Annotated in this window: 27 protein-coding genes and 2 pseudogenes; 10 read left to right on the plus strand and 19 right to left on the minus strand. The window is 57.1% G+C overall.

Going from position 1 to position 26861, the window contains the following annotated elements:
* Positions 1-2 precede the first annotated feature (2 nt).
* The 3 genes and pseudogenes from AC22LX_RS03990 to AC22LX_RS04000 form a co-directional block, all read right to left on the minus strand.
* Positions 3-1154 carry an acyl-CoA dehydrogenase family protein gene (locus AC22LX_RS03990; RefSeq protein WP_487333762.1) on the minus strand — a complete coding sequence of 384 codons (1152 nt, stop codon included), beginning with the start codon at positions 1152-1154 and terminating at the stop codon, positions 3-5.
* Positions 1132-2236, minus strand: a pseudogene (locus tag AC22LX_RS03995) (LLM class flavin-dependent oxidoreductase). The gene AC22LX_RS03990 and the pseudogene AC22LX_RS03995 overlap by 23 nt, the downstream one beginning before the upstream one ends.
* 145 nt (positions 2237-2381) lie before the next feature.
* Positions 2382-3275: a LysR family transcriptional regulator gene (locus tag AC22LX_RS04000; protein ID WP_045396152.1), complete on the minus strand. Its 894-nt coding sequence runs from the start codon at positions 3273-3275 to the stop codon at positions 2382-2384.
* Between the two features lie 107 nt (positions 3276-3382).
* Between AC22LX_RS04000 and AC22LX_RS04005 the strand changes: the two genes are divergently transcribed.
* Both AC22LX_RS04005 and AC22LX_RS04010 read left to right on the plus strand, forming a co-directional pair.
* Positions 3383-3988, plus strand: a complete 606-nt coding sequence (locus AC22LX_RS04005) for a cysteine dioxygenase family protein (RefSeq protein ID WP_045396149.1) — start codon at positions 3383-3385, stop codon at positions 3986-3988.
* Positions 3981-5561, plus strand: coding sequence for a rhodanese homology domain-containing protein (locus tag AC22LX_RS04010; RefSeq protein WP_045396146.1), 1581 nt, complete (start codon positions 3981-3983; stop codon positions 5559-5561). Before AC22LX_RS04005 ends, AC22LX_RS04010 begins: the two co-directional genes overlap by 8 nt.
* 53 nt (positions 5562-5614) lie before the next feature.
* On the opposite strand, the gene AC22LX_RS04015 is transcribed toward AC22LX_RS04010, so the two are convergent.
* On the minus strand, positions 5615-7018 hold the full coding sequence (locus AC22LX_RS04015; RefSeq protein ID WP_045396145.1) for a CBM96 family carbohydrate-binding protein: 1404 nt from the start codon (positions 7016-7018) through the stop codon (positions 5615-5617).
* A gap of 80 nt (positions 7019-7098) precedes the next feature.
* Positions 7099-7818: a purine nucleoside phosphorylase YfiH/LACC1 family protein gene (locus AC22LX_RS04020; RefSeq protein ID WP_045396144.1), complete on the minus strand. Its 720-nt coding sequence runs from the start codon at positions 7816-7818 to the stop codon at positions 7099-7101.
* 198 nt (positions 7819-8016) lie between these two features.
* Here AC22LX_RS04020 and AC22LX_RS04025 point away from each other — a divergent pair, with 198 nt between their 5' ends.
* From AC22LX_RS04025 to AC22LX_RS04035, 3 genes are read left to right on the plus strand one after another with little or no spacing between them, the layout of a single operon-like run.
* A complete protein-coding gene (locus AC22LX_RS04025) occupies positions 8017-9075 on the plus strand; it encodes an ABC transporter substrate-binding protein (protein ID WP_045396142.1) in 1059 nt (352 codons plus the stop codon).
* Complete coding sequence (locus AC22LX_RS04030; protein WP_487333763.1) at positions 9065-10072, plus strand: FecCD family ABC transporter permease; 1008 nt, start codon at positions 9065-9067, stop codon at positions 10070-10072. The genes AC22LX_RS04025 and AC22LX_RS04030 overlap by 11 nt, the downstream gene beginning before the upstream one ends.
* Positions 10069-10818, plus strand: a complete 750-nt coding sequence (locus AC22LX_RS04035) for an ABC transporter ATP-binding protein (RefSeq protein WP_047046668.1) — start codon at positions 10069-10071, stop codon at positions 10816-10818. Before AC22LX_RS04030 ends, AC22LX_RS04035 begins: the two co-directional genes overlap by 4 nt.
* On the opposite strand, the gene AC22LX_RS04040 is transcribed toward AC22LX_RS04035, so the two are convergent.
* The 4 genes from AC22LX_RS04040 to AC22LX_RS04055 form a co-directional block, all read right to left on the minus strand.
* Positions 10802-11545: a substrate-binding domain-containing protein gene (locus AC22LX_RS04040; protein WP_223683742.1), complete on the minus strand. Its 744-nt coding sequence runs from the start codon at positions 11543-11545 to the stop codon at positions 10802-10804. The genes AC22LX_RS04035 and AC22LX_RS04040 overlap by 17 nt on opposite strands.
* Before the next feature lie 55 nt (positions 11546-11600).
* Complete coding sequence (locus AC22LX_RS04045) at positions 11601-12437, minus strand: shikimate dehydrogenase family protein (RefSeq protein ID WP_045396128.1); 837 nt, start codon at positions 12435-12437, stop codon at positions 11601-11603.
* Between the two features lie 15 nt (positions 12438-12452).
* A complete protein-coding gene (locus AC22LX_RS04050) occupies positions 12453-13775 on the minus strand; it encodes an MFS transporter (protein ID WP_047050182.1) in 1323 nt (440 codons plus the stop codon).
* 76 nt (positions 13776-13851) lie between these two features.
* Complete coding sequence (locus AC22LX_RS04055) at positions 13852-15702, minus strand: bifunctional sugar phosphate isomerase/epimerase/4-hydroxyphenylpyruvate dioxygenase family protein (RefSeq protein WP_063447698.1); 1851 nt, start codon at positions 15700-15702, stop codon at positions 13852-13854.
* Between the two features lie 127 nt (positions 15703-15829).
* On the opposite strand from AC22LX_RS04055, the gene AC22LX_RS04060 reads away from it, so the two are divergent.
* Complete coding sequence (locus AC22LX_RS04060; protein WP_045396118.1) at positions 15830-16468, plus strand: TetR/AcrR family transcriptional regulator; 639 nt, start codon at positions 15830-15832, stop codon at positions 16466-16468.
* Positions 16469-16494: 26 nt separating this feature from the next.
* On the opposite strand, the gene fumD is transcribed toward AC22LX_RS04060, so the two are convergent.
* Together fumD and AC22LX_RS04070 are read right to left on the minus strand one after the other, a co-directional pair.
* A complete protein-coding gene (gene fumD, locus AC22LX_RS04065) occupies positions 16495-16707 on the minus strand; it encodes a fumarate hydratase FumD (RefSeq protein ID WP_045396115.1) in 213 nt (70 codons plus the stop codon).
* 234 nt (positions 16708-16941) lie between these two features.
* Positions 16942-17073, minus strand: coding sequence for a hypothetical protein (locus tag AC22LX_RS04070; protein ID WP_161801916.1), 132 nt, complete (start codon positions 17071-17073; stop codon positions 16942-16944).
* Here AC22LX_RS04070 and ynhH point away from each other — a divergent pair.
* From ynhH to AC22LX_RS04085, 3 genes and pseudogenes are all read left to right on the plus strand, one after another.
* Positions 17069-17203, plus strand: a pseudogene (ynhH, locus tag AC22LX_RS04075) (protein YnhH); the annotation flags it as partial. The gene AC22LX_RS04070 and the pseudogene ynhH sit on opposite strands and share 5 nt — an antisense overlap.
* Positions 17204-17210: 7 nt before the next feature.
* Entirely contained in the window at positions 17211-18623 is a 1413-nt protein-coding gene (pykF, locus tag AC22LX_RS04080) for a pyruvate kinase PykF (RefSeq protein ID WP_045396113.1), read from the plus strand.
* 311 nt (positions 18624-18934) lie between these two features.
* Positions 18935-19171 carry a major outer membrane lipoprotein gene (locus AC22LX_RS04085; protein WP_002908860.1) on the plus strand — a complete coding sequence of 79 codons (237 nt, stop codon included), beginning with the start codon at positions 18935-18937 and terminating at the stop codon, positions 19169-19171.
* A gap of 60 nt (positions 19172-19231) precedes the next feature.
* Here AC22LX_RS04085 and ldtE read toward each other — a convergent pair whose 3' ends face one another.
* The 7 genes from ldtE to sufA all read right to left on the minus strand — a co-directional run bounded on the left by ldtE (position 19232) and on the right by sufA (position 25840).
* On the minus strand, positions 19232-20218 hold the full coding sequence (gene ldtE / locus AC22LX_RS04090) for a L,D-transpeptidase LdtE (protein WP_047046679.1): 987 nt from the start codon (positions 20216-20218) through the stop codon (positions 19232-19234).
* Between the two features lie 100 nt (positions 20219-20318).
* Complete coding sequence (gene sufE, locus AC22LX_RS04095; protein WP_047046681.1) at positions 20319-20735, minus strand: cysteine desulfuration protein SufE; 417 nt, start codon at positions 20733-20735, stop codon at positions 20319-20321.
* 11 nt (positions 20736-20746) lie between these two features.
* Positions 20747-21967, minus strand: a complete 1221-nt coding sequence (gene sufS, locus AC22LX_RS04100) for a cysteine desulfurase SufS (RefSeq protein ID WP_063447697.1) — start codon at positions 21965-21967, stop codon at positions 20747-20749.
* Positions 21964-23235, minus strand: coding sequence for a Fe-S cluster assembly protein SufD (sufD, locus tag AC22LX_RS04105; RefSeq protein ID WP_063447696.1), 1272 nt, complete (start codon positions 23233-23235; stop codon positions 21964-21966). The genes sufS and sufD overlap by 4 nt, the downstream gene beginning before the upstream one ends.
* Positions 23210-23956, minus strand: a complete 747-nt coding sequence (sufC, locus tag AC22LX_RS04110; protein ID WP_047050190.1) for a Fe-S cluster assembly ATPase SufC — start codon at positions 23954-23956, stop codon at positions 23210-23212. Before sufC ends, sufD begins: the two co-directional genes overlap by 26 nt.
* A 16-nt stretch (positions 23957-23972) precedes the next feature.
* Entirely contained in the window at positions 23973-25460 is a 1488-nt protein-coding gene (gene sufB, locus AC22LX_RS04115) for a Fe-S cluster assembly protein SufB (protein WP_045396097.1), read from the minus strand.
* Between the two features lie 2 nt (positions 25461-25462).
* Positions 25463-25840 carry a Fe-S cluster assembly scaffold SufA gene (gene sufA, locus AC22LX_RS04120; protein ID WP_045396094.1) on the minus strand — a complete coding sequence of 126 codons (378 nt, stop codon included), beginning with the start codon at positions 25838-25840 and terminating at the stop codon, positions 25463-25465.
* A gap of 553 nt (positions 25841-26393) precedes the next feature.
* Here sufA and AC22LX_RS04125 point away from each other — a divergent pair.
* On the plus strand, positions 26394-26513 hold the full coding sequence (locus AC22LX_RS04125) for a small membrane protein (RefSeq protein WP_152906392.1): 120 nt from the start codon (positions 26394-26396) through the stop codon (positions 26511-26513).
* A gap of 150 nt (positions 26514-26663) precedes the next feature.
* Here the strand turns inward: AC22LX_RS04125 and AC22LX_RS04130 are convergent, their stop codons facing one another.
* Positions 26664-26837, minus strand: a complete 174-nt coding sequence (locus AC22LX_RS04130) for a hypothetical protein (RefSeq protein ID WP_155956331.1) — start codon at positions 26835-26837, stop codon at positions 26664-26666.
* Between the last annotated feature and the right edge of the window lie 24 nt (positions 26838-26861).

Below are 26861 nucleotides of genomic sequence, written 5' to 3' on the forward strand. Positions count from 1 at the left end.
AATTATCCTTGTTGTTGAAAAGCGTGTTTACCCGCCGCCTGCCACGCGCTGTCGTTCTGCGGCGTATGTACCCGCCCGCACAGGACGTTGCGATAGTGGCGTTCCAGAGGATTTTGCCGGCTTAAACCATGATTGCCGGTGAGTTCAAGCGCCAGATTGACCGCCTGAATGGCGTTATCGGTGATAGTGACTTTCGCCAGATTGGCCTCAATAGCGGAAAAGCCCAGCTCCGCGGCATTTTCCAGCAGCGCGCGGTTAATCAGCAGCAGCCCCTCTAGCTGCCCCACTTTTTCCTGTACCCGCGGCAGACTGGAAAGCGGTTGTCCAAGATTGCCGGGAACCCGCGCGCCGAGCCACGCGACAAGCCAGTCGCGCGCCGCGCGGGCCACGCTGTCGTAAATCGCCGCCAGCAACGCCGTATGACGGTTGGCAAACAGACGAAACTGTTCGGCGTCCGCCGCGGGCGGCTCGTCGGCGCGCCAAACATCAACCGCATGCCCGGCGGACACCTGCACGTTTTTCAGCACCACCTCGTGGCTGCCGGTGGCCCGCATGCCGACGTGATCCCAGCTTTTCACTACGCTGATGCCCTCGCTGTCGGCAGGAACCAGCCAGCTACCGACCAGCGGCGGATTGTCGTCGCTACGCGCCCACAGCGCCAGCCAGCTCAACCCTTCGATCCCGGTGGTATAAATTTTGTGACCGTTAATCAGCCAGCCCCGGCTGTTCCGGCTGGCTATCGTTTGCGGCAGACCGCCGCGCGCCGGAGAGCCCAGATCCGGCTCGACGCGCAGGCTATTCATCAACCCGCCGGTTGTGAGCGCATCATCAAACACGCGCTGGCGTAGCGGCTCAGCCCAATGGACATTTTCCGCCAGCCGCAGATGATGCAGGTACTGCATGCAGACAATCAGCGCGGTCGCCGGTTCGCCCCAGGCGATGGCGGCAATGGCCTGTTGCAGCTTGGCTAAACTGGCGCCTGGTCCGCCGTACTGCTGCGGTACGGCAAGGCTTAAAAACCCGCGTCGGCGCAGAACGTCAATATTGCGATGGGGGAAATCGCCGCTGGCATCAAGGCTGGCCGCCTCCTCCGTCATCAGATGGCGGATCTCCGCGAGCTGCCGCACCCAGTCATCGCTGGGGTGAGGCCTCATGATGCGCGCTCCGCCACGGCGCGCAGCGCGGCTTTTTCGCGGGTGATCGGCAGCAGCGCTTTGCCATACTCCTGCGCATCGTTCAGCGGGTCGAATCCGCGGATCAGGAAGTTACGTACGCCGAGGTCGTAGTAGTCGAGCAGCGCATCGGCCACCTGTTCCGGCGTGCCGACCAGCGCGGTGGAATTGTGGCCGCCGCCCACCAGCTGCGCGATGCCGGTCCACAGGCGTTTATCCACCACCTTACCCTGCGCCGCCGTGGCCCGCAGACGCTGTGCGCCAACGCTATCGGGCTTGGCTTTAAAGCCCCCCTCACTCTGCGCCGCCCGCTCGGTGGCGACATGCAGAATATGCTCGGCCTTCTCCCAGGCTTCCGCTTCGCTATCGGCGATAATCGGCCGGAACGACACGCTGAAACCGATCTCGCGCTGATGTTTTGCCGCTTCCGCCCGTACCCGCTGGATAGTTTCCGCGGTTTGCGCCAGCGACTCCCCCCATAGCGCGAAGACGTTAGCGTGTTTTCCGGCCACCGTAATCGCCGCTTCCGACGAACCGCCGAAATAGAGGGGAATATGCGGTTTCTGCAGCGGGCGAATAGCTGACCAGGCCTGTTGCGCCTGATAAAAATCATTGTCGATGTCCACCGGCTGTTCGGCGGTCCAGACCTGGCGGATGGTATCGAGGAAGGCGTCGGTGCGCGCATAGCGCTGGTCGTGGTCGAGATAATCGCCGTCACGGCGCTGCTCGGCGTCGTTGCCGCCGCTGATGATATGTACCGCCAGCCGGCCGCCAAGCAGATGTTCAAGGGTGGCGAATTTACGCGCGGCGAGAGTTGGCGAGACAAAACCGGGGCGGTGCGCCAGCAGGAAAGCTATCTTTTGCGTCGACAACCCCGCCAGCGCGGTCACCAAAAAGCCGTCGGGTTGATCGGACCAGTGCCCCACCAGCAGGCGGTCAAAACCCGCGGCTTCATGTGTTTGCGCGAAGCGCACAATATAATCACGGTCAAAAATCGGCCCTACCGGGGCGATGGTTTCCGACGACAGGCGGTGGCCGATCATGCCGAGAAACTGAATGCTCATACAGAACTCCTGGTAGTAAGGTAATGAATGGGCCGCGGCGGCGGCGCGTTTTCATTACCCTATACACAGGCCCTTAATGAGCAAAATGCATTTTTGTCATAACTTAATATGCAAGATAAGCATTTATAAAAATAACATATACGTATCAGTCAGATGCATTAAGTTGCTGGACCACTTTTCCGGCGAAAAAAGTCAGCGGCTGGCTGAGATTAGCCAGATTCTGCGCCTGTACCAGCCACAGATGCACTTGCGGCTGAAAATCCGCGAGCGCAAGCGTGGACACTTCATCGCGCCACGGGCTGGCGGCCAGCGCGGCGCGAGGCACCAGGCCAAGCCCCAGCCCCTGCGCCACCAGGCTGATTTGCAACTGGGCGCCGGCGGTCTCGACGTTCAGCGCCAGCCGCAGCCCCTGCGAGTGCAGTTCGCGGATTAGCCCGGCCCGCAGGCCGCAGCCGTCAGGATTGAGTATCCAGCCTCGCTGCGCACAGTCGCGCAGCGCTCCGGCGTGCAGTCGCCAGCTTTTCGCCGCGATGACCACGATATCCAGCGGACACAGCAGTCTCCCGCTGTAACCGTCAGCAAAGCGCTGCTGTTGTGGTCCCATCGCCAGCACGCCATCCAGTTCGACGCTCTCCAGCCGTTTTTGCAGCAGCCCGCTCCAGCCGCAGGTCACCTGCGGCTCAAGGGCCGGGAACTGCTGGCGTAGCGCGCTCAGCGCCGGCTGGAGGGCGATTTCCGCCACGCTCTGCGGCACGCCGAGACGCAGAACGCCCTGCGGCTCCGCCTCCGGATCGAGCAGCCCGTACAGCTTTTTGGTTTCCCGCTTGATGCTCAGGCACTGCTCATACACCCGATGTCCGGCGGCGGTGAGCGTCAGGGGCCGGGTCTGGCGCTCCAGCAGCGTCACATTGAGGGTTTGCTCCAGACGCTGGAGCCGACGGGTAATCGCCGATTGGGTAATGCCAAGGTATTCCGCCGCCTGATTCAGAGAGGAAAACTGCACGGTAGCCAGCAGAGCATCAATGTCATCGATACGCATACAATCCTTAATGTGATTTTTGCATATTAATATATGCGGAAATTGCATTTTAATTATATTAACGCCTTTGCTAGCGTAATGACCAGTCCCGACAACAGGAAATCACCATGACCGCACCGCGAGTGGAAAAATTACGCCAGTTCATTCAAGACCTTGATGCCCTGCATCGCCAGTTTACCGATGAGGCCACCCTGCTCGACGCCGTCGCCGTGCGCCTGGCTTCGCTGGTGCAAAAAGATGACTGGTTGCCGGAAGAGTACACCCTGCCGCATCCCCACCACTATCAGCAGTATTTGCTGCATGTCGATTCCGGCCAACGCTTTTCGATTGTCAGCTTCGTCTGGGGACCGGGGCAATCGACGCCTATCCACGACCATCGGGTATGGGGGGCCATCGGTATGTTGCGCGGCGCGGAGGAAAATCAGCGCTATCGACTCGACGAACGCGGTTTACCGATAGCCAATGGTCCTGCTGAACGGCTTTCTGCCGGCAAAGTAGAAAAAGTCTCTTCCCGCGATGGCGATATTCATCGGGTGAGTAACGCGCTCGCGGACCACGTCTCAATCAGTATTCACGTCTATGGCGCTAACATCGGCGGCGTCAGGCGTGCGGTTTATAGCGCGGATGGGATCGCCAAACCTTTCGTCTCCGGTTACTCCAACCGGCACTTGCCCAATATCTGGGATCTCTCAAAGGATAATTCATATGCCTGATTACAATTACCGCCAGCCAGCCGAGGTGCGCCAGGCGCTGATCGATGGCGCGGAAGTGGCGCTCATCGATGTTCGCGAAGAGGCCGCATTTGCCACTAACCATCCGCTATTTGCCGCTAATTTGCCGCTCAGCAAGCTGGAGCTGGAGATTTTTCGCCGCGTACCGCGCCTGACGACGCCGATTACCCTCTACGACAATGGCGAAGGTCTCGCGGAGCAGGCCGTTAAGCGGCTGCAACGCTGGGGCTATCAGGATGTTGCGCTACTGGCAGGCGGCCTGACGGGCTGGCAGCGTAGCGGCGGCGAGCTTTTTCAGGACGTTAACTCCCCGAGCAAAGCGTTCGGCGAGCTGGTAGAGAGCGAGCGCCAGACGCCCTCGTTGAGCGCCGAGGAAGTGAAGGCGCTAATCGAGAGTCCACAGCCGGTCGTGGTGGTCGATGCGCGTCGTTTTGATGAATATCAAACGATGAATATTCCCGGCAGCATTAGCGTGCCCGGCGGCGAGCTGGCGTTACGCATCGAAGGCCTGCTGCCATCGCAGCAAACGCCGGTTATCGTTAATTGCGCCGGCCGTACCCGCAGCATTATCGGCAGCCAATCGCTACGTAATGCCGGTTTAGCCAATCCGGTTTACGCGCTGCGCAACGGCACCATCGGCTGGACCTTAGCCGGACTGGAGCTCCAGCACGGCCAGCAGCGGCGCTACGACGCCGATTTCCGCGCCTCAGCGCAACGCGTGGCTGCAGTGACGCAGTTGGCCGAGCGCGCTGGCGTGGCCTTCATTGATGCCCCGACTTTAGCCCGCTGGCAACAGCAGCCGAGCCGCACCACCTATCTGTTTGATGTTCGCAGCCCCGAGGAGTATGCCGCAGGCCATCTGCCGCACAGCGTGAATGCCCCCGGCGGCCAGCTGGTGCAGGAAACCGATCATTACGCCAGCGTACGCGGAGCGCGGATTGTGCTGGTCGCCGATGATGAGATACGCGCGCCGATCGCGGCGTCCTGGCTGGCGCAAATGGGCTGGGAAGTGGTGGTATTATGCGATGTCCGCGTGGAACAATTGAGCGAACGCGGCCTTCCGCCCGCCAGCGTACCGCCTGCGCCGCAGGTTGAGGAGATTGCCCCCCTGCAACTGGCGGAACAATTGCGCGAACCCGGCACCGTGGTACTGGATTTCACCACTAGCGCTAACTATGTCGCACGGCATATCCCCGGCGCCTGGTGGCTGGTGCGTTCGCAGCTGCGTCAGGCGCTGGAAGTCATTCCTCCCGCCGAACGTTACGTTGTCACCTGCGGCAGCAGTCTGCTGGCCCGCTACGCCGCGCCTGAAGTCGCGGCATTGACCGGTAAGCCGGTACAGCTGTTAAGCGGCGGGACGCTAGCGTGGATTAATGCCGGGCTGGCGCTGGAACAGGGCGAGACGCATCTGGCGACAGCACGTAGCGATCGCTACCGACGGCCATATGAAGGAACCGATAACACCGCAGAGGCGATGCAGGCTTATCTCGACTGGGAGTTTGGCCTGGTGGAACAGCTAGCGCGCGATGGCACCCACGGCTTTAAGGTGTTGTAGGTTAAAACCCGGTGGCAACAGGGCCACCGGGAATAACTTACCTTTATTGTGAATTAAATTTCCGGAGTGGTTTTAAAACCAACCAGCATCAGGATCGGCTGCTTCTGCGCCGATGCGGCGTCAAACTGATAGTGGTTACCCTGACGATCGCCGCCGATGTACCAGGAGATCTCGGTTTTCCCTTCCGCCAGCGCTTTACGTACCGCTTTATCGATATCCACCATCCGATACTCACGAGATGAATTGAGATACAGTTGAGCATCTGAATTGTAGCTGCAGGTCGGGCGATGCTTCCAGGTCACGCTTGACGCGCTCCAGCTGTTGCTGGCCGGATAGAAGAAAATCTGATCCGCGCCGTTGGTTTCAACCTTGCCACCATACAGACGCAGGCGATATTTAAACAGCGACGCATCCTGATCTTTCGGCAGCGCCGGGATTTTAAACTTCACCAGGGTGAGGGTTTCCGGGTTGCTGGTGCGGCCGCCGTTCTTCCAGTTATCGGAAATTTGCAGCGCTTCGGGCGCGCCGAAGTTAACATTCGGCTGCGCGCTCTCAACCACCGCGTTTTCTTCCGCCAGCGAGAAGCTATAAGGCACGTTGGTACCGCAATCCATGCCTTCATTCATACAGTGTTCGGTCATGAAGTGCGCCCCTTCTACCGTCCAGCCGTTCATGAAATCAGCATGGGCGGTATAGATGCTGCCCCACTTCTCTTCACGTTTATCACCATTCATAACCGGGTCCATCGACAGCTCAATTTTCGCCGTGTCCAGAGACGTAATCTGCGGCAGTACGTAGGCGATATTCATATTGACCGTCGGGATTTTTACCGGATAGTCGGCCGGGCAGGCGCCGTTGACATCATAAGCGGCGTTGCTGTGGTCATGGCTCGGTTTCAGGTTGACGCCATCCCAGCAGTTGGGGAACTGAATACCGATATTAAACTGCACCGCATCTCCCGCTTTACGCAGGCCGCAAACCTCACCGGCTTTGTTGCTATAGCCTTTACCGTTGGCGCACAGGAAGGTTATCCGCGAGCTCGGCGCGGAGCCGTGGTGGTCGCCAGCCAGCAGCTCCAGCCCCGACGGGAAAGGATGCAGCGGATACCGTTCGACTTTGGTCGCCTGATAATAGGTTTTCTGATAAGCCGGAGTGACAATTTGTCCATCCGGCAACTTCATCGACGGCGCCCAGTAAGCAGAACTGTCGGCCTTGTTATCACAGGTGGTTTCTGGCTGTGCGCGCAGGGTTTGATAGGTAGAAACGGCATCGGTGTGGGTATTGCCGAAAAAATCATGCCACATCGCCTGGTTTGGCATGCCGAACATCATAATCGCGTCGTCGCCAAGGGTATGACTGTAGCCGCATACCGCCTGGGCTTGCGGTCCTGCATGGGCGGAAAAAGCGCTGGCGGCCAGCAGCGGGGTCAGGGCCAGTACAATTGAGTTAGCTTTCATTTTACGATCCTCCTTGTTTGAAGGACCGCAGAGATAGCAAACCGGCGCCGATGTTACACATCAGCAAACATCATTTTATCTCATTCACGCATAATCCATGAGTACTGGAAGGTTTTCGCCGCCGGAAAATGGGTGCGCCGACGGTAGGAGCCGAGCGCCTGCGGCGTGCAGTAGGTACAGCTCCCCAGCCATTCGGTATTTTCCGCCGCCACCCCGGCCTGTTGCAGCACCCGTTGCGCCAGCGCGCGGAGATCGAACCACAGATTATCGCTACCGCTAGCCCGCGCTTGCCCCGCTTCTGGCGGAGCGAGGCGCTGATGAAAGAGCTCGTCGCTGTAGCGTCGTACCAACTCGCCCGCCGGCATGGTCAACAGCGTTTGCAAAAACTCGGCCGAAACCTCATAGCAGCAGGCGTGAATATGCGGCCCGCAGACCACCACTATCTCTTCTGGCGCCACCTGATGCTGGTGAAACAGCGCCAGGCTGTTTTCAATAATGCCGCTCGCCGCTCCGCGCCAGCCAGCATGCACGCTACAAACATAGCGCCCATCCCGCGAGGCCATCAATAACGGTAAACAGTCGGCGGTAACGACGCCGACCTTTTGCCCACGCAGGGCCGTAAACACCGCATCGGCGTGCGGCCGCTCTGCCTGCGGCCCCTGATAGTGATGAACCACATTGCCGTGCACCAGCTTCACCGGCGCCATTTCGCTGTACGGAAAGGCGGCGGTTTCGTGCACATCAAGAAAAGCGTAGCGAATACCGGGGATATCACTTAATAAGCGGGATGGATAAGACATAACGGCGCGTAAATAAATTGGTGGTGGATTTACCGTAGGCCAAAGCCCATCGATACGCAAGATGTGGATGCTTTGTTCCCGGCGGGACCTCAAGCTCGCTGCCGGCCATAACAAGGTGGGAACGCAGTAATTATTTGCACCCGGCACCGCTATATAATTTAATATACATCGATTATTCTTATCCAACCGGGTCAATCCATGTCACCACACCGTTTACTTTTGGCGCTAACGTTGTTCAGCGCCAGCCTGTTCACCAGCCAGGCTTTTGCCGAGCGCACCGTCACCGACCAGCTGGGCCGCCAGGTTACGCTGCCGGATCACATCACCCGCGCGGTTGTCCTGCAGCACCAGACGCTTAATCTCCTGGTCCAGTTGAATGCCGCCGACGATATCGTTGGCGTGTTAAGCAGCTGGAAAAAACAGCTCGGGCCGCAGTTTGTCCGCTTTATGCCCACTATTGAAAAGCTGCCGACGCCGGGCGATTTAACTCAGGTCAATATCGAAAGCCTGCTGGCACTGCATCCGCAGGTTGTGTTCGTCGCTAACTACGCGCCGCAGGCGATGATCCAGCAGATCCAAAACGCCGGGGTTCCGGTCGTCGCGATATCCCTGCGTCAGGACGCGGCGGGTGAGAAAAACAAAATGAACCCGACAATGGCCAATGAAGAACATGCCTATAACGACGGCCTTAAACAGGGGATCCGCCTGATTGGCGAAGTGGTCGAACGCCAAAGCCAGGCCGAAGCGCTGATTGATTACACCTTCGCGGCGCGGGCAGAAGCTAACGCCCCGGTCGCCGCTATCCCTGACAGCCAGCGGGTGCGCGTGTACATGGCCAACCCGGACCTCAACACCTACGGTTCCGGCAAATATACCGGGCTGATGATGAAGCATGCCGGAGCGCTAAACGTCGCCGCCGCCACGGTCAAGGGCGCACGCCAGGTCTCGCTGGAACAGATTCTGCAATGGAACCCTGAGGTTATCTTCGTCCAGGACCGCTATCCGCAGGTGGTCAAACAGATTGAAAACGACCCGCAATGGCAAGCGATAGACGCGGTGAAAAACCACCGGGTATGGCTGATGCCGGAATACGCCAAGGCCTGGGGCTACCCAATGCCGGAAGCGTTGGCGATAGGCGAACTGTGGATGGCGAAAAAGCTCTATCCTTCCCGCTACCGGAACGTCGATGTCGATGCGAAAGCGCAGGATTACTATCAACGCTTCTACCGCGTGAAATGGACGCCGAATGCGCAGTAACCTTCACTGGGCCCTGCTGCACGGAGGGCTGACGGCGGCGACGTTGTTTATCGCTATCGCTTCGCTATGCCTGGGGCAGTACCACCTCGGCCTGAACGAGGTCCTTCACCAGCTCACCCATGGCGCGCCCGGCAGTGGCGTCGCCGGGCAGATAGTCTGGTCAGTCAGACTTCCCAGGGTAGCGATGGCGCTGCTGGCCGGCGGCTCGCTGGGGCTATGCGGCGCGACGCTACAGGGCGTATTCCATAACCCGCTGGTCGACCCGCATATCATCGGGGTAACCTCCGGCTCCGCCTTCGGCGGCACGCTTGCTATCCTGCTTGACTTCGACATCGTATCGATGATGGGTTGCACCTTCTTCTTCGGCCTCGCCGCGCTGGCGCTGGTTTATCTCATCGCCACGCTGCAGGGGCGTGAAAACACGCTGGCGCTGATCCTTTCCGGCATTATTCTCAGCGGTTTCTTTGCCGCGCTGGTCAGCCTGATGCAGTACCTTGCCGATACGGAAGAAACCCTGCCGAATATCGTTTTCTGGCTGCTCGGCAGCTTTGCCACCGCCAACTGGCATAAAGTGCTGTCCATGGCGCTGCCGGTCGCCGTCGCCGCCGTTATCCTGCTAAAGCTGCGCTGGCGTATCAACCTGCTGGCGCTGGAGGATAAAGATGCGCGCGGTCTTGGCGTTTCGGTGGTCAAGTTGCGCCGCGGAGTGTTGGTCTGCTGCGCGGTGCTGGTCGCCGCCCAGGTCGCGGTCAGCGGCAGCATCGCCTGGGTCGGGCTGGTTATTCCGCATCTGGCGCGACTGCTTGTCGGCGCCGATCACCGCCGCCTGCTGCCAACGGCATTCTGGCTCGGCGGCGCGTTTATGGTGGTGGTGGACGACCTGGCGCGCACGTTAACCCAGGCGGAGATTCCGATTGGCATTATTACCGCCCTGCTCGGCGCGCCGCTGTTTACCCTTTTACTGATTCAGTCCCAACGCCGCGGTGTGGCCCAATGAACATTTCATTATCACTGAACGCCCTGCGCTACGGCCATCGTCAGCCGCTCTTCGCCCCGCTGTCCATGCAGTGCCGTCACGGGGAAATCTGGGCGATACTGGGCGCCAACGGTCGCGGCAAAAGTACGCTACTGGATACCCTGACCGGCGTCCTGCCGCCGCTCGGCGGGCAGTTTAACGTAGAAGGCGGCATCGCCATCGTGCCGCAATCGTTCCGCCCGGCGTTTGGCTGGCGGGTACGGGATGTGGTGCTGATGGGCCGCGCGCGACTCGTCGATCTGTTCGCGCAGCCGGGGCCGGAAGACGAGCGGGAGGTTCAACAGGCGCTGGCGCTGCTGGGGATCGCCGCATTGGCCAATCAGGTGTTTCGCGCTCTGTCCGGCGGCCAGCAGCAGTTGGTGCTCATTGCCCGCGCGCTGGTCGGCGCCAGTCAAAATATTCTGTTAGACGAACCCTGTTCGGCGCTGGATCTGGCTAATCAACAGGTTGTATTACAGCTGATTAGCAATCTTGCTCATCGGCAGAGGCGCACCGTGGTATTCACCACCCATGACCCGACTCATGCTCTGCAGATAGCCAGCCACACCCTGCTGCTGTTGCCCGGCGGCGAATGGCTGGCGGGAGAGTCGTTCGCGGTACTCAGCGAAGCGAACCTGCAGCGTGCCTACGGCCTGCCGGTTCACAAAATCGACCATCCCGGTAGCGCAGTGCCGTTACTGGCGCCGCAGTTTACGATCCATCGCTAACGGTCAAAAATCCTGCCGCGCGCAGAAACATCTGCCCTTCTTCTGCGGTTATATAGCGCCGTAGCTGCCGCGCGGCAGCGCTCTCCTCAATTTGCGCCAGCTGATACTCGCAGCGAATATTCCACGGCTCGGGAATCAGTAGCGTGCGGAACTGCGCGCTCTCCGTCATCTGAACCGCATAGTGGGCGTAGCCGATAAACAGGTCGGCAAAGTCTTCGCCAATCAGCCACTCTCCTGCGCTTGTGCCAGACGGAACAGTCAGCGACGCCCGACCGCCGACCAGCTGCTGCGCCCGGGACATCAACGCCCGGCCGAGGCCCGGATAGCTGGCTTCAAGGCGAGCAAAGAGTTGCCAGGTGTAATCACCGGAAGGATCGCAACCCGGCGTCGAGGTCGCCAGCCGCAGTCGCCCGTCGCGAAGTAACGCCAGCCAGTCAGCGCGATCGGTGTCAGGCGCGCGGCGCGCAGTCAGCATCAGCCGGTTGGCGGCAAACGAACAGCAGTTTATCGCAAGCCCGGCCTGCAGCAGCGCCTGAGGGTGTTCGGTATTCGCACTGGCGAACAGCGAGCAGCGTTCGCCGCCTTCAATGCGTTCGCGCAGCAGACCGGCCGGGCCGAACTGCGCCTCGACCAGAATGCCGCTAAGCTGCTGAAATCGCGCCAGCAGCGGGAGGAAAGCGCTTTTCAGGCTTCCCGCCGCCAACAGCGTCAATGAAGTGGTCATCACAACAATCGCTATAAAGATGAGAATATAGCGCTAGGGTAACGCCTTTTTTGCTGATTCAGTAGCGAATTTCCGCCCGTTCGCGCAGCTGTTCCGGCGTCGCCACCGGCAGTTGGAAGAACTCGAGATAGGCCGGGATCATCTCGAACAGCATATCGGTACCGCGCTGAATCGGGCACCCCAGCGCCTGCGCCGCCCGCAGTAGCGGAGTATATTCAACGCTCATCACCACCTCGCCGACCCAGGTTCGCGGCGACAGGCGCGAAACATCCAGCGGTAGCGGATCATCCACTTTCATGCCCAGCGGCGTGGCGTTGACCACCAGATCCTGCGCGGCGGGATCGCGCTGCATCAGAACGATCTCCAGACGCGGATAGTGCTGATGCAGCCGCTGCGCCAGCGCCTCGGCGGCGGCGACACAGGTGTCGAACAGCGTCAAGGTACTGACCCCGGCGGCCGCCAGCGATGCGGCAATCGCCGAGCCGACGCCGCCGCAGCCGAACACCTGCGCCCTCGCCCCTTGTGGTTGAAAGCCTTTGCGCGTAATCCCCAGCACAAAGCCTGCGCCATCGAACATATCGCCGCGCAGGCTGCCGTCGGCTTCGCGGCGGATGGCATTGCAGGCGCCGGCGATTGCCGCCGTCGGGCTCAGCTGGTCGACCAACCCGCAGGTCGCCATTTTATGCGGCATGGTGACCAGCGCGCCGACGATGTTGGTCATGGAAAACAGCGCTGGCACCAGCGCCGCGTAATCCTCCGGCCTTACCCCCATCGGCACCACTTTGACGTCCGCCCCGCAATGGGCCAGCCATGGGTTATAAATCATCGGCGCTTTAAAACTGGCGGTCGGATAACCAAGATGCGCTATCAGCCGCGTATGACCACTAATGATCATGCCCTACTCCTGTCGTTACTGCGAAAGTTCGATGCGTTTGACATCGCCAAGAATAAAGAGATATGCCACCACGCCAAGCAGCGCCGCGCCGCCGATATAGACCAGCGCGTAGAAAAAACTACCGGAAGCGGCAACGATAAAACCGATAATCAGCGGCGTGAGGATCCCCGCCAGATTGGTGCAAAAATTAAAGATGCCGGCGGTTATCCCGCCCATCCCCTGCGGCGCAATATCGGAAATTAACGTCCAGCCGAGGCCGACCATTCCCTGGCCAAAGAAGGCAAATGACATCATCAGAATCACCGCCAGGTCGCTCGGCAGCCAGTTGGCGGAAATAATGCTACTGGCCATCATCAGCCCGACGACGATAGGCAGCTTACGCGCCAGATTGGCCGAACCGGTGGCTTTCAGCAGCTTGTCGGAGAGCCAGCCGCCAAACAGCACGCCTCCCGCCGCGGCAAGGAACGGCAGGATGGCGAAGAAGCCCACTTTCAACCACGCCATGTGGCGTTCGGTCGCCAGATACGTTGGAAACCAGGTCAGGAAGAAGACCAGCACGGTGTTACCGGCAAACTGACCGACGCTGGCGCCAATTACCTGTCGTTTTGCCACCAGCTGGCGCACCAGCGGCCAGCTAAAAGCGTTTTGCTGCTGCTGCGCGCTAGCCAGTCCGCCGCCGCAAAGAATATGTTCGCGTTCACTGTCGCTCAGGCGGCTGTCCTGATGGGGTTCGCGGTAGCAACGCCACCAGACCAGCGCGAACAGGATGCCAACAACCCCGACGCTGATAAACAGCGCACGCCAGCCGAAGCTGCCCATAATCCAGAACAGCAGCGGCGAGAAACAGGCCAGCCCGAGATATTCGCCGACGGTGTAGACCGCCGTGGCCTTCGCGCGCTCCTGCTGCGGAAACCAGGTACTCACTACCCTGCTGTTAACCGGAAAACAGGGCGCTTCACTGACGCCAAGCCCAAAACGACACAGCAACAGCGTTTTCAAGCCAATTGCCATACCGTGAAATAAAGTGAACAGCGACCACAGCGCCAGGGAGAGAAAATAGGTCACCTTATTGCCGAAACGATCGAGGAAAATACCGCCGGGAATTTGCGCCAGCGCATAGGTCCAGGCAAAGGCCGAAAAAACAATTCCCATAATGGCGGCATCAATGCCAAGCTCGGCGGTCAGTCTCGGCGCGGCGATACCGAGCACCGTGCGGTCGAGATAGTTAATCATCGTGCCGACGGCCAGCAGCGCCAGGATCCCGATACGCCGCCGGGAGCGAGGCGCGGTGGTCGCAGTATCCGCCGCCGTCGCCTGGTTATGGCTATAAGAATTCATAGTCGTTTCCTGTCTTGAGTACAGATGAATGTTGTTATTGTGTTTGCGATGTTGTGTTGTGAACCATTTGCTACGTTTAACTGTACTGCATGGCCGAAAGGCGGACGGCGGCATTTACCGCGCCGTACTGGGCGTAACCGTCGCGCCGTTCGGTCAATTCGAAGAAGAAGCGCCCCGCCACGAATGGACGGGTATAAAGATGCAGGAATTCGCCGCCGCGGGCGTCACGGTCGTAGAGAATTTGCAGGCGTTGCAGCGTCTCTACCTGCGGCTCTTCGCCAAAGCGCGCCAGCAGATCCTCATAGTAATTCGCCGGGATAGGCAGCGCGTTCAGCGCAGCCTGCGGCAGACTTTCGAGCGTTGCGGGTAAATCGCGACAGGCAAAAGCGGCGTGCTGCAGCCCGGCCCCCTGATAACAGGCGACCGAACGCGCAATCTGCGTGGCTCGGCTTTGCGATATATTCAGCGCCAGACGAATATCGCCCTGCGGGCTACGAACCGCCAGGCTGCGCACCAGTCCATACGGGTCAGGCAACGTCTGTTCATGTTCGAGACTGAAGCCGAAAACCGTACGGAAAAAGATAATCCAGTTGTCGCGGCTATCGGCCTCCATGCCTAACGCCAGATGGTCAATACCGCGGTAGTCGTCGCGCGGCGCCGCTGCCTGTAAATGAAAATCGCGGGCGTAGATATCGTCACCGGCTTCGACCAGGTAGATCAGGCTGCCATCCGGAGCGCAAACCGCCGGGATCGAACTCTCATTTGGCCCCGCATCCCCCTGCCAGGTGGCATAACCGTAGGCGCGGGCGCGTTCCACCACCGGCGCGCTGCGGCTTACCCGTAGCGCCATCGCGCACAATGAGACGCCGTGGCGCTGATGAAAATGGTCTGCCCAGCTGTGCGGCTGCGCATTAACAATCACCCGCGCCTCGCCATTGCGCCAGAGCGCAACCTGCTTGGAACGATGCTTGCCCTGAAGCTTAAAGCCCAGTTGCGTCAGGCGCTGGCCTAGCGCGGTAGACTCCGCCGGACTGGCGGCGAACTCGATAAACTCCAGACCGTCATAGTGCGGTAGCGCAGGTGGCGAAAATAACGCCGCGTCGCTATCCGCAAGCTGCCGACGAGTCTGCTCTTCGAGCCACAGCAATGAACGGTAGCCATCTTTTGCCGTGGCGCCGTTGGGTGAGGCGCGAAAGCCGTCATTGAAAATCTCCAGCGACCAGGGTCCGCGGTAGCCGCAGCGCGTCAGTTCACAGGCGAATTCCACCAGCGGCAGTTGCCCCTGGCCCGGGAAGCAGCGGAAATGACGGCTCCATTCAAGGACATCCATCTTCATCATCGGCGCGTCAGCCAACTGCAGGAAGGTGATTTTCTCAACCGGCACCGCGGCAAGGCCTTGTAGATCATCCCCGAGCGACAGAATATGGAAGCTATCAAGTACAATGCCCATCGCCGGGCTGTTCACCCGCTGCACCCGTTCCCATGCCTGACGCCAGCGGTTGACGTGGGTTCCCCACGCCAGCGCCTCGTAGCCGATGATAATCCCCTCCTGCTCGGCGAGCTCAGCCAGCGCGCGCAGGTCGGCGACCTGCAGTTCGATATCGGCAGAACAGTCCGGCTGAACGTTGCTACAGAGCAGCATGGTGTTGCAGCCTAATTCATGCATCAGGGCGAATTTCCGCTTCGCCCGCTGCAGGTTAGCGGCAAACTGCGCGCGGCTGGCGCCCTCGAAATCACGAAAGGGTTGAAAAAGCGTGATTTTTAGCCCTAATTCAGCGGCAAGGTTGCGAATATCGCGCGGCGTGCCCGTATAATAGAGCAGATCGTTTTCAAAGATTTCAACGCCCTGATAACCGGCCGCGGCGATAGCGTGCAGCTTTTCAGGTAAAGTACCGGATATCGAAACGGTAGCGATGGAACGCAACATAAGAGTCCTCGGGTCATCATTCGACATGAGCACTGACTATGTATCATTTGGTTCACAGGCGCCAGATTTGGTTGCTGAATTGTGATCATTATGTGTATTTTTTGTCTCCACAGAAAAAGGAGTCGTTATGTCCCTCGTTGCTCATGATGAAGCACAATCCCTGAAAGAGCGCATCTTCGCCGCCGCCATTACCGTGTTCGCCGAATATGGCCTTCCCGGCGCGCGTATGGAGCAGATCGCCATCGAGGCGCAAACTACCAAGCGTATGGTGGTTTACTACTTCAAGAGCAAAGAGCAGCTGTACCAGGCGGTACTGCAACATGTGTATGCGCAGATCCGTGAAACGGAACAACAGCTAGGGCTGGAGCATCTGCCGCCGGTAGAAGCGCTGGCGCAACTGGTGAAATGGAGCGTGCGCTATCACGCCACGCATGCCGACTATATGCGGGTTATCTGCATGGAAAACATGCAGCGCGGGAAGTGGCTCAAGGGTTCAGAGGAGCTGAAGCCGCTGAACCGTACCGCGTTGTCGATAATCGAGGATATTTTACAACGCGGCCAGCAACAGGGGATTTTCCAGGCCGGTCTGCAGGCGCGCGACGTGCACCGGCTGATTAGCAGCTTCAGCTTCTATCAGGTATCGAATTTTTATACATTCAGTAGCCTGTACCTCGACGATCCGCTGCCTGAAATCGACGACGAAGCAATGGTTTCACACCACTGCGAGATTGCGGTGAAAGCGGTGATTCGGTTCGTTATCTCTTAAGCATTACTTATGTCGGGGCGCGGCGATTAGTGCCCCGATAACGCGTGAATCACCCTTTCCATCGCCTCGCGGGTTAGCGCGGAACGTTCAATTTTGCTATTTGCCAGCGCGGTGCGTACGACACCGGCAATAACAATATGTTTTGGCTGCTGGCCAAGATCGCGCATTTCCAATACCACCTTACCCACTACGCGGCACATTTCCTGATAGAGCTCGTCGTCTTTCGCTTTATTTCCCATTATTAAGACTCGTAAATTATCATTATCAATCAATTCATTATTGATACGATTTTATAATAAAGCAAACTGCGCTATTTTTTTCGTTCAATGAGGCGTTTTACTGCCTTTAATCGGTTAGTAAATATGATAAAACGCCGTTTAATCTGATCCGCTGCGGCAAAAGTGTGTTGCAGGTTCGCGAGCAAATCGTGTGAATTTTGTTACATTAATCACACTAAAAATGAAACGCCGTTTTTATTTTCCTTTTTGGTTTCGGCAGCGTATAATGCGCCTCGATTCTTTCTTGAATGGTTTCAGCGCATTGGACTGCACAAAAAAACGTACAAAACATTGCCACTTTTCATGGGCTGAACCGCCAGCACACATTCTTCTGCACGCTCTTTTGTTGTCACCTATCCTTAGAGCGTGGCATTGCAACTTTCGTAACACAGGTTTGACTCCGCGGCAGTGCGCCCCCGGAGCGAGATTTCCATATCCTTCACAACTTAAAGACTAAGACTGTCATGAAAAAGACCAAAATTGTTTGCACCATCGGTCCGAAAACCGAATCCGAAGAGATGTTGACCAAAATGCTGGACGCGGGCATGAACGTCATGCGTCTGAACTTCTCTCACGGCGACTATGCGGAACACGGTCAGCGCATCCAGAACCTGCGCAATGTGATGAACAAAACCGGTAAGAAAGCCGCAATCCTGCTGGATACCAAAGGGCCGGAAATCCGCACCATTAAGCTGGAAGGCGGCAACGACGTCTCCCTGAAAGCGGGCCAGACCTTTACCTTTACCACTGACAAGTCCGTGGTCGGCAACAATGAAATCGTTGCGGTGACCTACGAAGGCTTCACCACCGACCTGAGCGTCGGCAACACCGTGCTGGTCGACGATGGTCTGATCGGCATGGAAGTGACCGCTATCGAAGGTAACAAAGTTATCTGTAAAGTGCTGAACAACGGCGACCTCGGCGAGAACAAAGGCGTTAACCTGCCGGGCGTTTCCATCGCTCTGCCGGCGCTGGCTGACAAAGACAAGCAGGACCTGATCTTCGGTTGTGAGCAAGGCGTTGATTTCGTTGCGGCTTCCTTTATCCGTAAACGTTCTGACGTCGTTGAAATCCGCGAGCACCTGAAGGCGCACGGCGGCGAAAACATCCAGATCATCTCCAAAATCGAAAACCAGGAAGGTCTGAACAACTTCGACGAAATCCTCGAAGCTTCTGACGGCATCATGGTTGCTCGCGGCGATATGGGCGTTGAAATCCCGGTTGAAGAAGTTATCTTCGCGCAGAAGATGATCATCGAAAAATGTATCCGCGCGCGCAAAGTCGTTATCACCGCGACCCAGATGCTGGATTCCATGATCAAAAACCCGCGCCCGACCCGCGCTGAAGCAGGCGACGTCGCTAACGCCATCCTCGACGGCACCGATGCCGTTATGCTGTCCGGCGAATCCGCGAAAGGTAAATACCCGCTGGAAGCCGTTACCATTATGGCGACCATCTGCGAGCGTACCGACCGCGTGATGACCAGCCGTCTGGATTACAACAACGACAACCGTAAACTGCGCATTACCGAAGCGGTTTGCCGCGGCGCTGTTGAAACCGCTGAGAAACTGGAAGCGCCGCTGATCGTCGTCGCCACCCAGGGCGGTAAATCTGCGCGCGCAGTGCGTAAATACTTCCCGGACGCCACTATCCTTGCGTTGACCACCAACGAAACCACCGCTCGTCAGTTAGTTCTCAGCAAAGGCGTGGTACCGCAGCTGGTGAAAGAGATCGCCTCTACTGATGATTTCTACCACCTGGGTAAAGAGCTGGCGCTGCAGAGCGGCCTGGCGCGTAAAGGCGACGTGGTTGTGATGGTTTCCGGCGCGCTGGTTCCAAGCGGCACCACTAACACAGCCTCCGTGCACGTGCTGTAATAATTTACAGGTTATTTTATCTTTTTTTAAAGCGTCCCTCTGGGGCGCTTTTTTTTATTCATTCCCTAGCTGTTCTTAATAAAAATGCAAATCGGATTTTACTATTTAATAAGAGATTATCTAAGATGAATCCGATGGAAGCCTTCTGTTTTCACAGCGCTTTTTAAACCAGATCGACGAATTCGATGCTTCTTTGAGCGAACGATCAAAAATAAGTGCATTCGGATAAAAAAAATATTCTCATCCCAAAAAAGTTTGTGTAATACTTGTAACGCTACATGGAGATTAACTCAATCTAGAGGGTATTAATAATGAATCGTACTAAACTGGTACTGGGCGCGGTAATCCTGGGTTCTACTCTGCTGGCTGGTTGCTCCAGCAATGCTAAAATCGATCAGCTGTCTTCTGACGTTCAGACTCTGAACGCTAAAGTTGACCAGCTGAGCAACGACGTGAACGCAATGCGTTCTGACGTTCAGGCTGCTAAAGACGACGCAGCTCGCGCTAACCAGCGTCTGGACAACCAGGCTCACTCTTACCGTAAGTAAGAGTTCTGGTAATAAAAATGGCGCACATTGTGCGCCATTTTTTTGCCTGTCGTTTTTACCCTACTGCGTCAGCTTAGCGTCGTTGTGCTGGCTATTCTGCGCCGACAACTCCGTCGTCGCGCTGCCCGCCCCTTCCGAAACCACCACCGGATACCCTGCTCTACGCGACAGCGCTTTTTTCAGCTGCAGATCATCCACCGCTTTATCGTCAGAAAAGGCCTGAAACGCGGCAGGAAGCGAGTAAGAGATTGTCCGGGTATTTTCCCCTTCGGTTTGCGAAAGCGGCCTGTGGACCTCTACGTAGCGTTTACCATCGGGTTCTACCGCGAACTTCACCGGCTGATTGATAATCCGCACCGGCGTCCCGGCGCGCACCTGGCTGAACAGCGCCTTAATGTCATCGGCATTCATCCGCATACAGCCGGAGCTCACCCGTAGCCCGACGCTATCAGGGGCGTTGGTGCCGTGGATCAGATATTCGCCGTTACCGTAGGCCAACCGCAGGGCGTAACGGCCTAATGGATTATTAGGCCCGGCGGGGATCACCGGCGGCAGCTTAATGCCCTTCTCCAGCGAGCGCGCGCGAATACCGGCAGTTGGCGTCCAGGTCGGGTTAGGGATTTTCTGCCCGACGCGGGTAGTCATCTCCGGCGTTTCCAGCCCCAACTGGCCAATGCCGAGGGGATAGACCTGCACCTGATTTTGCCCCGGCGGGAAATAGTACAGCCGCAGCTCGGCCAGATTGACGACAATGCCTTCACGCGGCACATCCGGCAGCAGCATCTGCGATGGGATTAAGACCCGGGTGCCCGGCTTCGGCTGCACCGGCGCAATCGTATCGTTGGCTTCAAGAATCAGCATCGCCGCCGTGTCGAAGTGGCGGGCGATAGCCTGCAGGTTGCGATCCCCTTCCTGTACCGTCCAGTATTGGTTTTGGCCAATCAAACGGCTGTTGGCAGGGGGAAGTGGATAATCGACAGCCCAGGCGCCGTGCTGCGCGCTCAGAGCTGCGAGAAGGGTCATCGTGATGAGAGACGCGCGTTTCATACTGAGATTCCTTCTTTCGCTGATAAAACGCCAGGATCTGCGCGGCGACGAAAGCACTCGCCTTCGTCGCACGTAACAGAATGAAATCTACCTGTTTATTCTAGCTAAGATTTGCAGCTTTCGCGCGAATTGCGCGGATCATCGCTTCAAGGCCCTGCGAGCGGGAGGGGGTAAGATGCTGGGTCAGCGCCATTTTTTCAAACCACGGGCGCACATCGAATTCGCTAATATCCTGCGCGGTCATGCGGTCGTAAAGGATGAAGACCACCGCAATCAGCCCTTTGACGATGGCCGCATCGCTATCGCCGCGCAGGGTAATCACGCCGGATGGCTCCTGCTCCATCACGATCCACACCTGGCTTTGGCAGCCCTGAATAATGTTCTGCGCGATGTGTTCTTCCGCGCTGAGCGGCGCCAGGCGCTGGCCGAGTTCAATGATGTAGAGATACTTCTCTTCCCAGTTGGCGCAGCGGGTAAAGTTGCGCAGCAATTTGTCTTTGTCTGGTAATGCCGCCATAGTCGCGTCCTTTAACCAAGTAATTTGTGGATCCGCTGTAGCCCGGCCACCAGCCGATCCACCTCTTCCATCGTATTGTACATCGCCAGCGATGCCCGGCACATCGCCGGAACCTGGTAGAACGCCATCAGCGGCATCGCGCAGTGGTGTCCGGTGCGCACCGCGATCCCGTAGTTATCGAGAAAACTGCCGACATCGTAGGCATGATGTTTCCCGAGGTTAAAAGCGATGACGCCCAACCGATGTTGCGGGCCATAAAGCGTCAAGTCCGGCACCTTTTTCAGCTCCTCGAGAGCATAGCGCATCAGCGTCTGCTCATATTCGCCAATCTGCTCAAGCCCAATCTGGCTGACATAGTCCAGCGCCGCGCCGAGGCCAATAATTCCGCCGGTATTCGGCGTACCGGCTTCAAAGCGCCACGGCGCCTTCGCCCAGGTGGTGCCCTCCTTCAGGCTGACGTTGGCAATCATCGACCCGCCGCCTTCCCACGGCGGCATCTCCTGCAGCAATGCTTCTTTGGCGTACAACACGCCGATACCGGTCGGCCCGTACAGCTTATGCGCCGAGAAGACGTAAAAATCGCAGTCCAGCGCCTGCACATCCACCGGGTGATGCATCACCGCCTGCGCGCCATCCACCAGCACCTTAGCGCCATGCTGATGCGCCAGCGGGATCAGCGCCGATAGCGGATTTTCCGTCCCCAGCACGTTCGACACCTGGGTTATCGCCAGCAGTCGGGTACGGTCGTCAAACAGGCCGGGGATAACGTCGAGCTGTAGGGTGCCATCCTGGTTGAGGGGGATCACTCTTAGCTCGGCGCCGACGCGGGCGCAGAGCATCTGCCACGGCACGATATTGGCGTGGTGTTCCATCTCGCTGACGATAATATTATCGCCGGCCCCGACGTTAGCCCCGCCCCAGCTATTGGCCACCAGATTGATGCCTTCGGTGGTACCGCGTACGAACACCAGCTCTTCCGGCGAACGGGCATTAAGGAAAGCGGCCGCCTGTTGGCGTACCTGCTCCATCCGCGCCGTCGCTTCGGCGCTCAGGGTATGGATACCACGATGGACGGCAGCGTAACCGTGGCGATAAAACTCGGCTTCGGCATTAATCACCGCTTCCGGTTTCTGCGCGCTGGCGGCGCTATCGAGATAAACCAGCGGCTGACCATTAACCTCGCGGCTCAGCACCGGGAAATCGGCACGCAGGCGTTCTACTGAAAATGTCATGCATCTCCTCCCGGCAGGCGCTTGCCAATGCGCGCCAACACCTGTTGTTTCAGCGCATCATCGCTAATAGCTTCAGTGAGCTCGGCAGCGAAGGCGTAAAGGATCATCTGCTGCGCCGCCTGTTGATCGATACCACGCGAGCGCAAATAAAACAGCTGTTCGTCATCAATGCGCCCGACGGTAGCGCCGTGGCTGCATTTGACGTCGTCGGCGTAAATTTCCAGCTGTGGTTTGGTATCGACTTCCGCCAGCCTTCCCAACAACAGATTGTTATTGGTCATCTGACCATCGGTTTTCAGCGCGTGTTTCGCGACGTTAATCAGACCATTAAACACCGCCCGCCCCTTATCGCTGACGATGGTTTTGTGTAGTTGACGGCTGTTGCAGTAGCCAACGCGGTGATCGAGCCAGGTGCGGCTGTCGCAGACCTCGTTTTTCACCGGCATCGCCAGCGAGTTAATACGCAGATTGCTGTTTTCACCAGCCAGACGGGTGCTGGTATGGTGTCGTAACACCGCGCCGCCCAGCAGGAAGCTGCTGCTGAAAGCCGAAGCATAGCGGCCAAGCAGCAGATCGTTATGGGCAAAGTGATAGCTTTGCCCATTTTCAAATGCCAGCTTGATATGCTGCAGATGGGCATTGTCGGCGACAGACATGGTCAGGCGTCCGCCGGTGAAATGCCGCTGCTCATCAAGGCTAGTATAGTGTTCGATGATGGTCGCCTGCGCCCCGCTCTCCAGCGCCAGATGATGACGATAGTGGGCAGTATTAAGCTCGTCGCCGGCCAGACCGCTGGTGATATGCATCAGCAGCAGCGGCTTTTCCGGGCGCTGGTTACGCTTCACGCTGATGCGAGTCACCGTCTGCGCCAGGCTTTCGGTGAGATGCAGAAACACTTCCGGCTGTACCGCTTCCGGCAGATGCTGGCGCTGGTTATCAACGCTGACGTCAAAACCGCTAGCGGCGAGATCGTCACTGAGCGCCGGGCTGAAGCGGCCATCGACAAACACCATCCGCCAGGCGTCGAGATTGAGCGCCAGCGCGTCGCGCTGCGCCACGCCGAGCGTCGCCGGGCTTGCAACAAAAGTGCCGCTTAGCAGCGTATCCAGCGGGGTGTATTTCCAGTTTTCATGTTTGCGCGTCGGCAGTCCCAGGCGCAACAGCTGCTGCAGATGCTGATTGGCCTGCGGCGTGCGCGCCTCGCCCTGTGCTTCAAACAGATGATGCCACTGCTGCAGCGCGTTACTGCTGTTCGCTAAGCCAGCCATAGCCCTGCTCCTCCAGTTGTTTAACCAGAGTAAAATCGCCTGACTTGACGATCCGCCCCTGATACAGCACGTGGACGTAATCCGGTTTGATGTAATCGAGGATACGCTGATAGTGGGTGACGATAATAAAGGCGCGTTTGCCGTCGCGCAGCGAGTTAACCCCCTCCGAGACAATCTTCAGGGCATCTATATCCAGCCCGGAATCCGATTCATCCAGGATACACAACTCAGGCTCAAGCACCGCCATTTGCAGAATATCGTTGCGTTTTTTCTCGCCGCCGGAGAAACCGACGTTCACCGAACGAGTTAGCAGATCTTCCGGCATCTTCAGCAGTTTGATCTTCTCTTCCATTAAATCCTGGAAATCGAAACGATCCAGCGCCTCCAGGCCGCGATAGCCGCGCACCGCATTGAGCGCGGTTTGCAGGAAAAATTGATTACTGACGCCGGGAATTTCCACCGGGTACTGAAAAGCCATAAAAATGCCCTCCCCGGCGCGATCCTCCGGGGCGAGTTCGAGCAGGTCTTTGCCCTTAAACTCGACGCTGCCGCCGGTGACTTCGTAATCCTCCCGTCCGGCGAGGGTCGCCGAGAGCGTACTTTTCCCTGAGCCGTTAGGGCCCATGATCGCGTGGACTTCGCCGGGGCGCACCTCAAGGTTCAGCCCGCGCAGGATCTCTTTGTCTTCTACGGCGACTTGCAAATCTTTAATACTTAACATCTTTTTTCCTTAATTATCAGCCGACGCTATGTTCAAGGCTAATAGCCAGCAATTTTTGCGCTTCGACGGCGAACTCCAGGGGCAATTCTGAGAACACGTCTTTACAGAATCCATTGACGATCATCGAGATCGCATCATCTTCGCTAATGCCGCGCTGCAGACAGTAGAACAGCTGATCTTCGCCAATACGCGAGGTGGTGGCTTCGTGTTCCAGCTGGGCGCTGTTATTGCGGCATTCGACATAGGGGAAGGTATGCGCCCCGCAGTCCGGGCCGATCAGCATCGAATCGCACTGGGTGAAGTTACGGGCGTTAGTGGCGGTCGGCATAATTTTGACCAGCCCGCGATAGCTGTTCTGGCTGTGTCCGGCGGAGATCCCTTTTGAGATAATGGTCGAGCGGGTGTTCTTGCCGATATGAATCATTTTGGTCCCGGTATCCGCCTGCTGATGGCCGCTGGTCAGCGCCACCGAGAAGAATTCGCCGATCGAGTTATCGCCGCGCAGGATGCAGCTCGGGTATTTCCAGGTAATAGCCGAACCGGTTTCCGACTGGGTCCACGACATCTTGCTGTTTTCGCCTTCGCACAGCGCGCGCTTGGTGACGAAGTTAAGGATGCCGCCGGTATTGTTATCGCCGGGGAACCAATTCTGCACGGTGGAGTACTTCACTTCTGCATCTTTATGGATGATGACTTCCACCACCGCCGCGTGCAGCTGATAGCTGTCGCGTACCGGCGCCGAGCAGCCTTCGATATAGCTCACATAGCTACCTTCGTCGGCGACCAGAATCGTACGTTCAAACTGGCCGGTTTTCTCGGCGTTAATACGGAAATAGGTCGACAGTTCCATTGGGCAGCGCACGCCTTTCGGCACGTAGATAAAGGTGCCATCAGAGGCGACCGCGGCGTTCAGCGCGGCGAAAAAGTTGTCGTTGCCCGGCACTACGGTACCAAGGTACTTTTTCACCAGTTCTGGATGATCGTGAATCGCTTCGCCAAAGGAGCAGAAGATGATCCCCTGCTCCGCCAGCTTCTCGCGGTAGGTGGTCGCCACCGATACCGAGTCGAAAATGGCGTCCACCGCCACTTCTTTGCCTTCACGCACCGGTACGCCAAGCAGGTTAAAGGCTTCCTCGACTTCATTCGTCAGGAAGGTATTCGCCCCGGTTTGCTGTACCGCGCCGGGTTCCGAGGCGCAGGTGTCATCGCAGTTACCGCAGGATGGCGCCGAGTAGTAGCTGTAATCCTGATAATTGAGCTTATCGTAATGCGCTTTCAGCCAGTGCGGCTCTTCCATCTCCTGCCACGCCTTAAAAGCGTTGAGACGAAATTCGAGCATCCAATCCGGTTCATTACGACGCGCGGAAATCGCGCGAACCACCTCTTCGTTAATGCCTTTGGCCAGCTCATCGGTTTGTAGCTGAGTAAAGAAGCCTTCTTTATAGTTGAGCGGGCCGCCGGTCCAGCTTTTGACATCGTCAGTTGCTTCAGTATTTCGAGACATAGTTACTCCGCCTGCACCCCGAAGCTTTCGCCGCAGCCGCATTCGTGCTGCGCTTTCGGGTTATGAAACTTGAATATTTCATTTAAGCCTTCGCGAACATAATCCAGTTCGGTGCCATCAATAAACGGCATCGCCTGCAGCGGCGCAAACAGCTTCGCGCCGTCGCGCTCAAACAGCAGGTCGTCGTCCGCCGGTTCGGCAATCATCTCCAGCACGTAGCCAAAACCGGCGCAGCCGCTGGTTTTGATTCCCAGACGTAGCCCCTGCTTGTCCGGCTGTTTATGCATCAGTTCGCGGATATGGGCTGCCGCCGCGGGGGTCATCGTCAGCCCCTGCCAGTTAAAATCGTCGGGATTAAAGGTGCTTGTTTGTAATTCCATCGCTCTACCTCATCGATTGCCGCTATCGGGCCCTACCCTCATGTTAGTGATAATGATTATCACTTCAACCCTGCGGGAACAGGGGTATTCGGCCATTTCGCCCCTTTTTACGCTTTTCTATAAGCATAGACCCTGGTCGAGAGGTTATCAGGCCGCATTTTTTGCAATTAATAGATTGATAAATAATAAGTTATTAGGATAAGCGCGTAGATAAAGTGGCAATGAAGAAAGATGTATCGAAAATACCTATTTATTGAATAGGCAAAAGGCCCGTCTATGTGGTAGCCACAGGCGACTTCCTTGCCAGCGTCAGGATTGAGAACGCCTGTGCCTTCAGGATGTCATCAAAGTGAAAATAATAGTAAATAGCTATAGAAAATAGCGTTTCTGCCGCTGGAATTCGGAATTTAATGCCACCTCTATTATGAACCATCATTCGGTTATACTTTTTGTTATCTGACGCGTATTTTTTACTAGGATTTTTCCTGGTAGAGAGGTAGATTCTTCGCCATAACAATAAAATCGCCGATCTTCATTCCTGAGGATATCTCAAATGGAAAATTTATTTTTCGTTATTATTGTGATAATTCTTTTGTTACTTGCCGTTGCTGTTTTCATCTCCTATATCAAGGATCGAAAAAAACAAAAAAACACATTCAAAAAGAAATATTAATAACTCAAATATTATTCCCCACTTCTATCAAAAGACTTTCCATTATAATTTTCAATCATGCCCCGTCACAGGGGCATACAGACACAACAAGAAAAGCCCCCCCACGCTGACGCTCTTCGCCATGCCTTTAATGACTTTTCCATAGAATATTTATTGCACCACGGTAAGTGACTCGCTGGCGAAGAAAACAATGATATAAACCCCATTGTAAAAAACCGCTACAAGCAATGCCCAATGCAGACTATCGATTATCATTTTTGTGGTAAATAAACCAGAAACATTGACACAAAATAATAAGTGTCGCTCAAGACCAGAAATATTCATGGCCAATTCCTCATGAACTTTCGC

The organism is Klebsiella sp. PK01 (genome assembly GCF_057624675.1).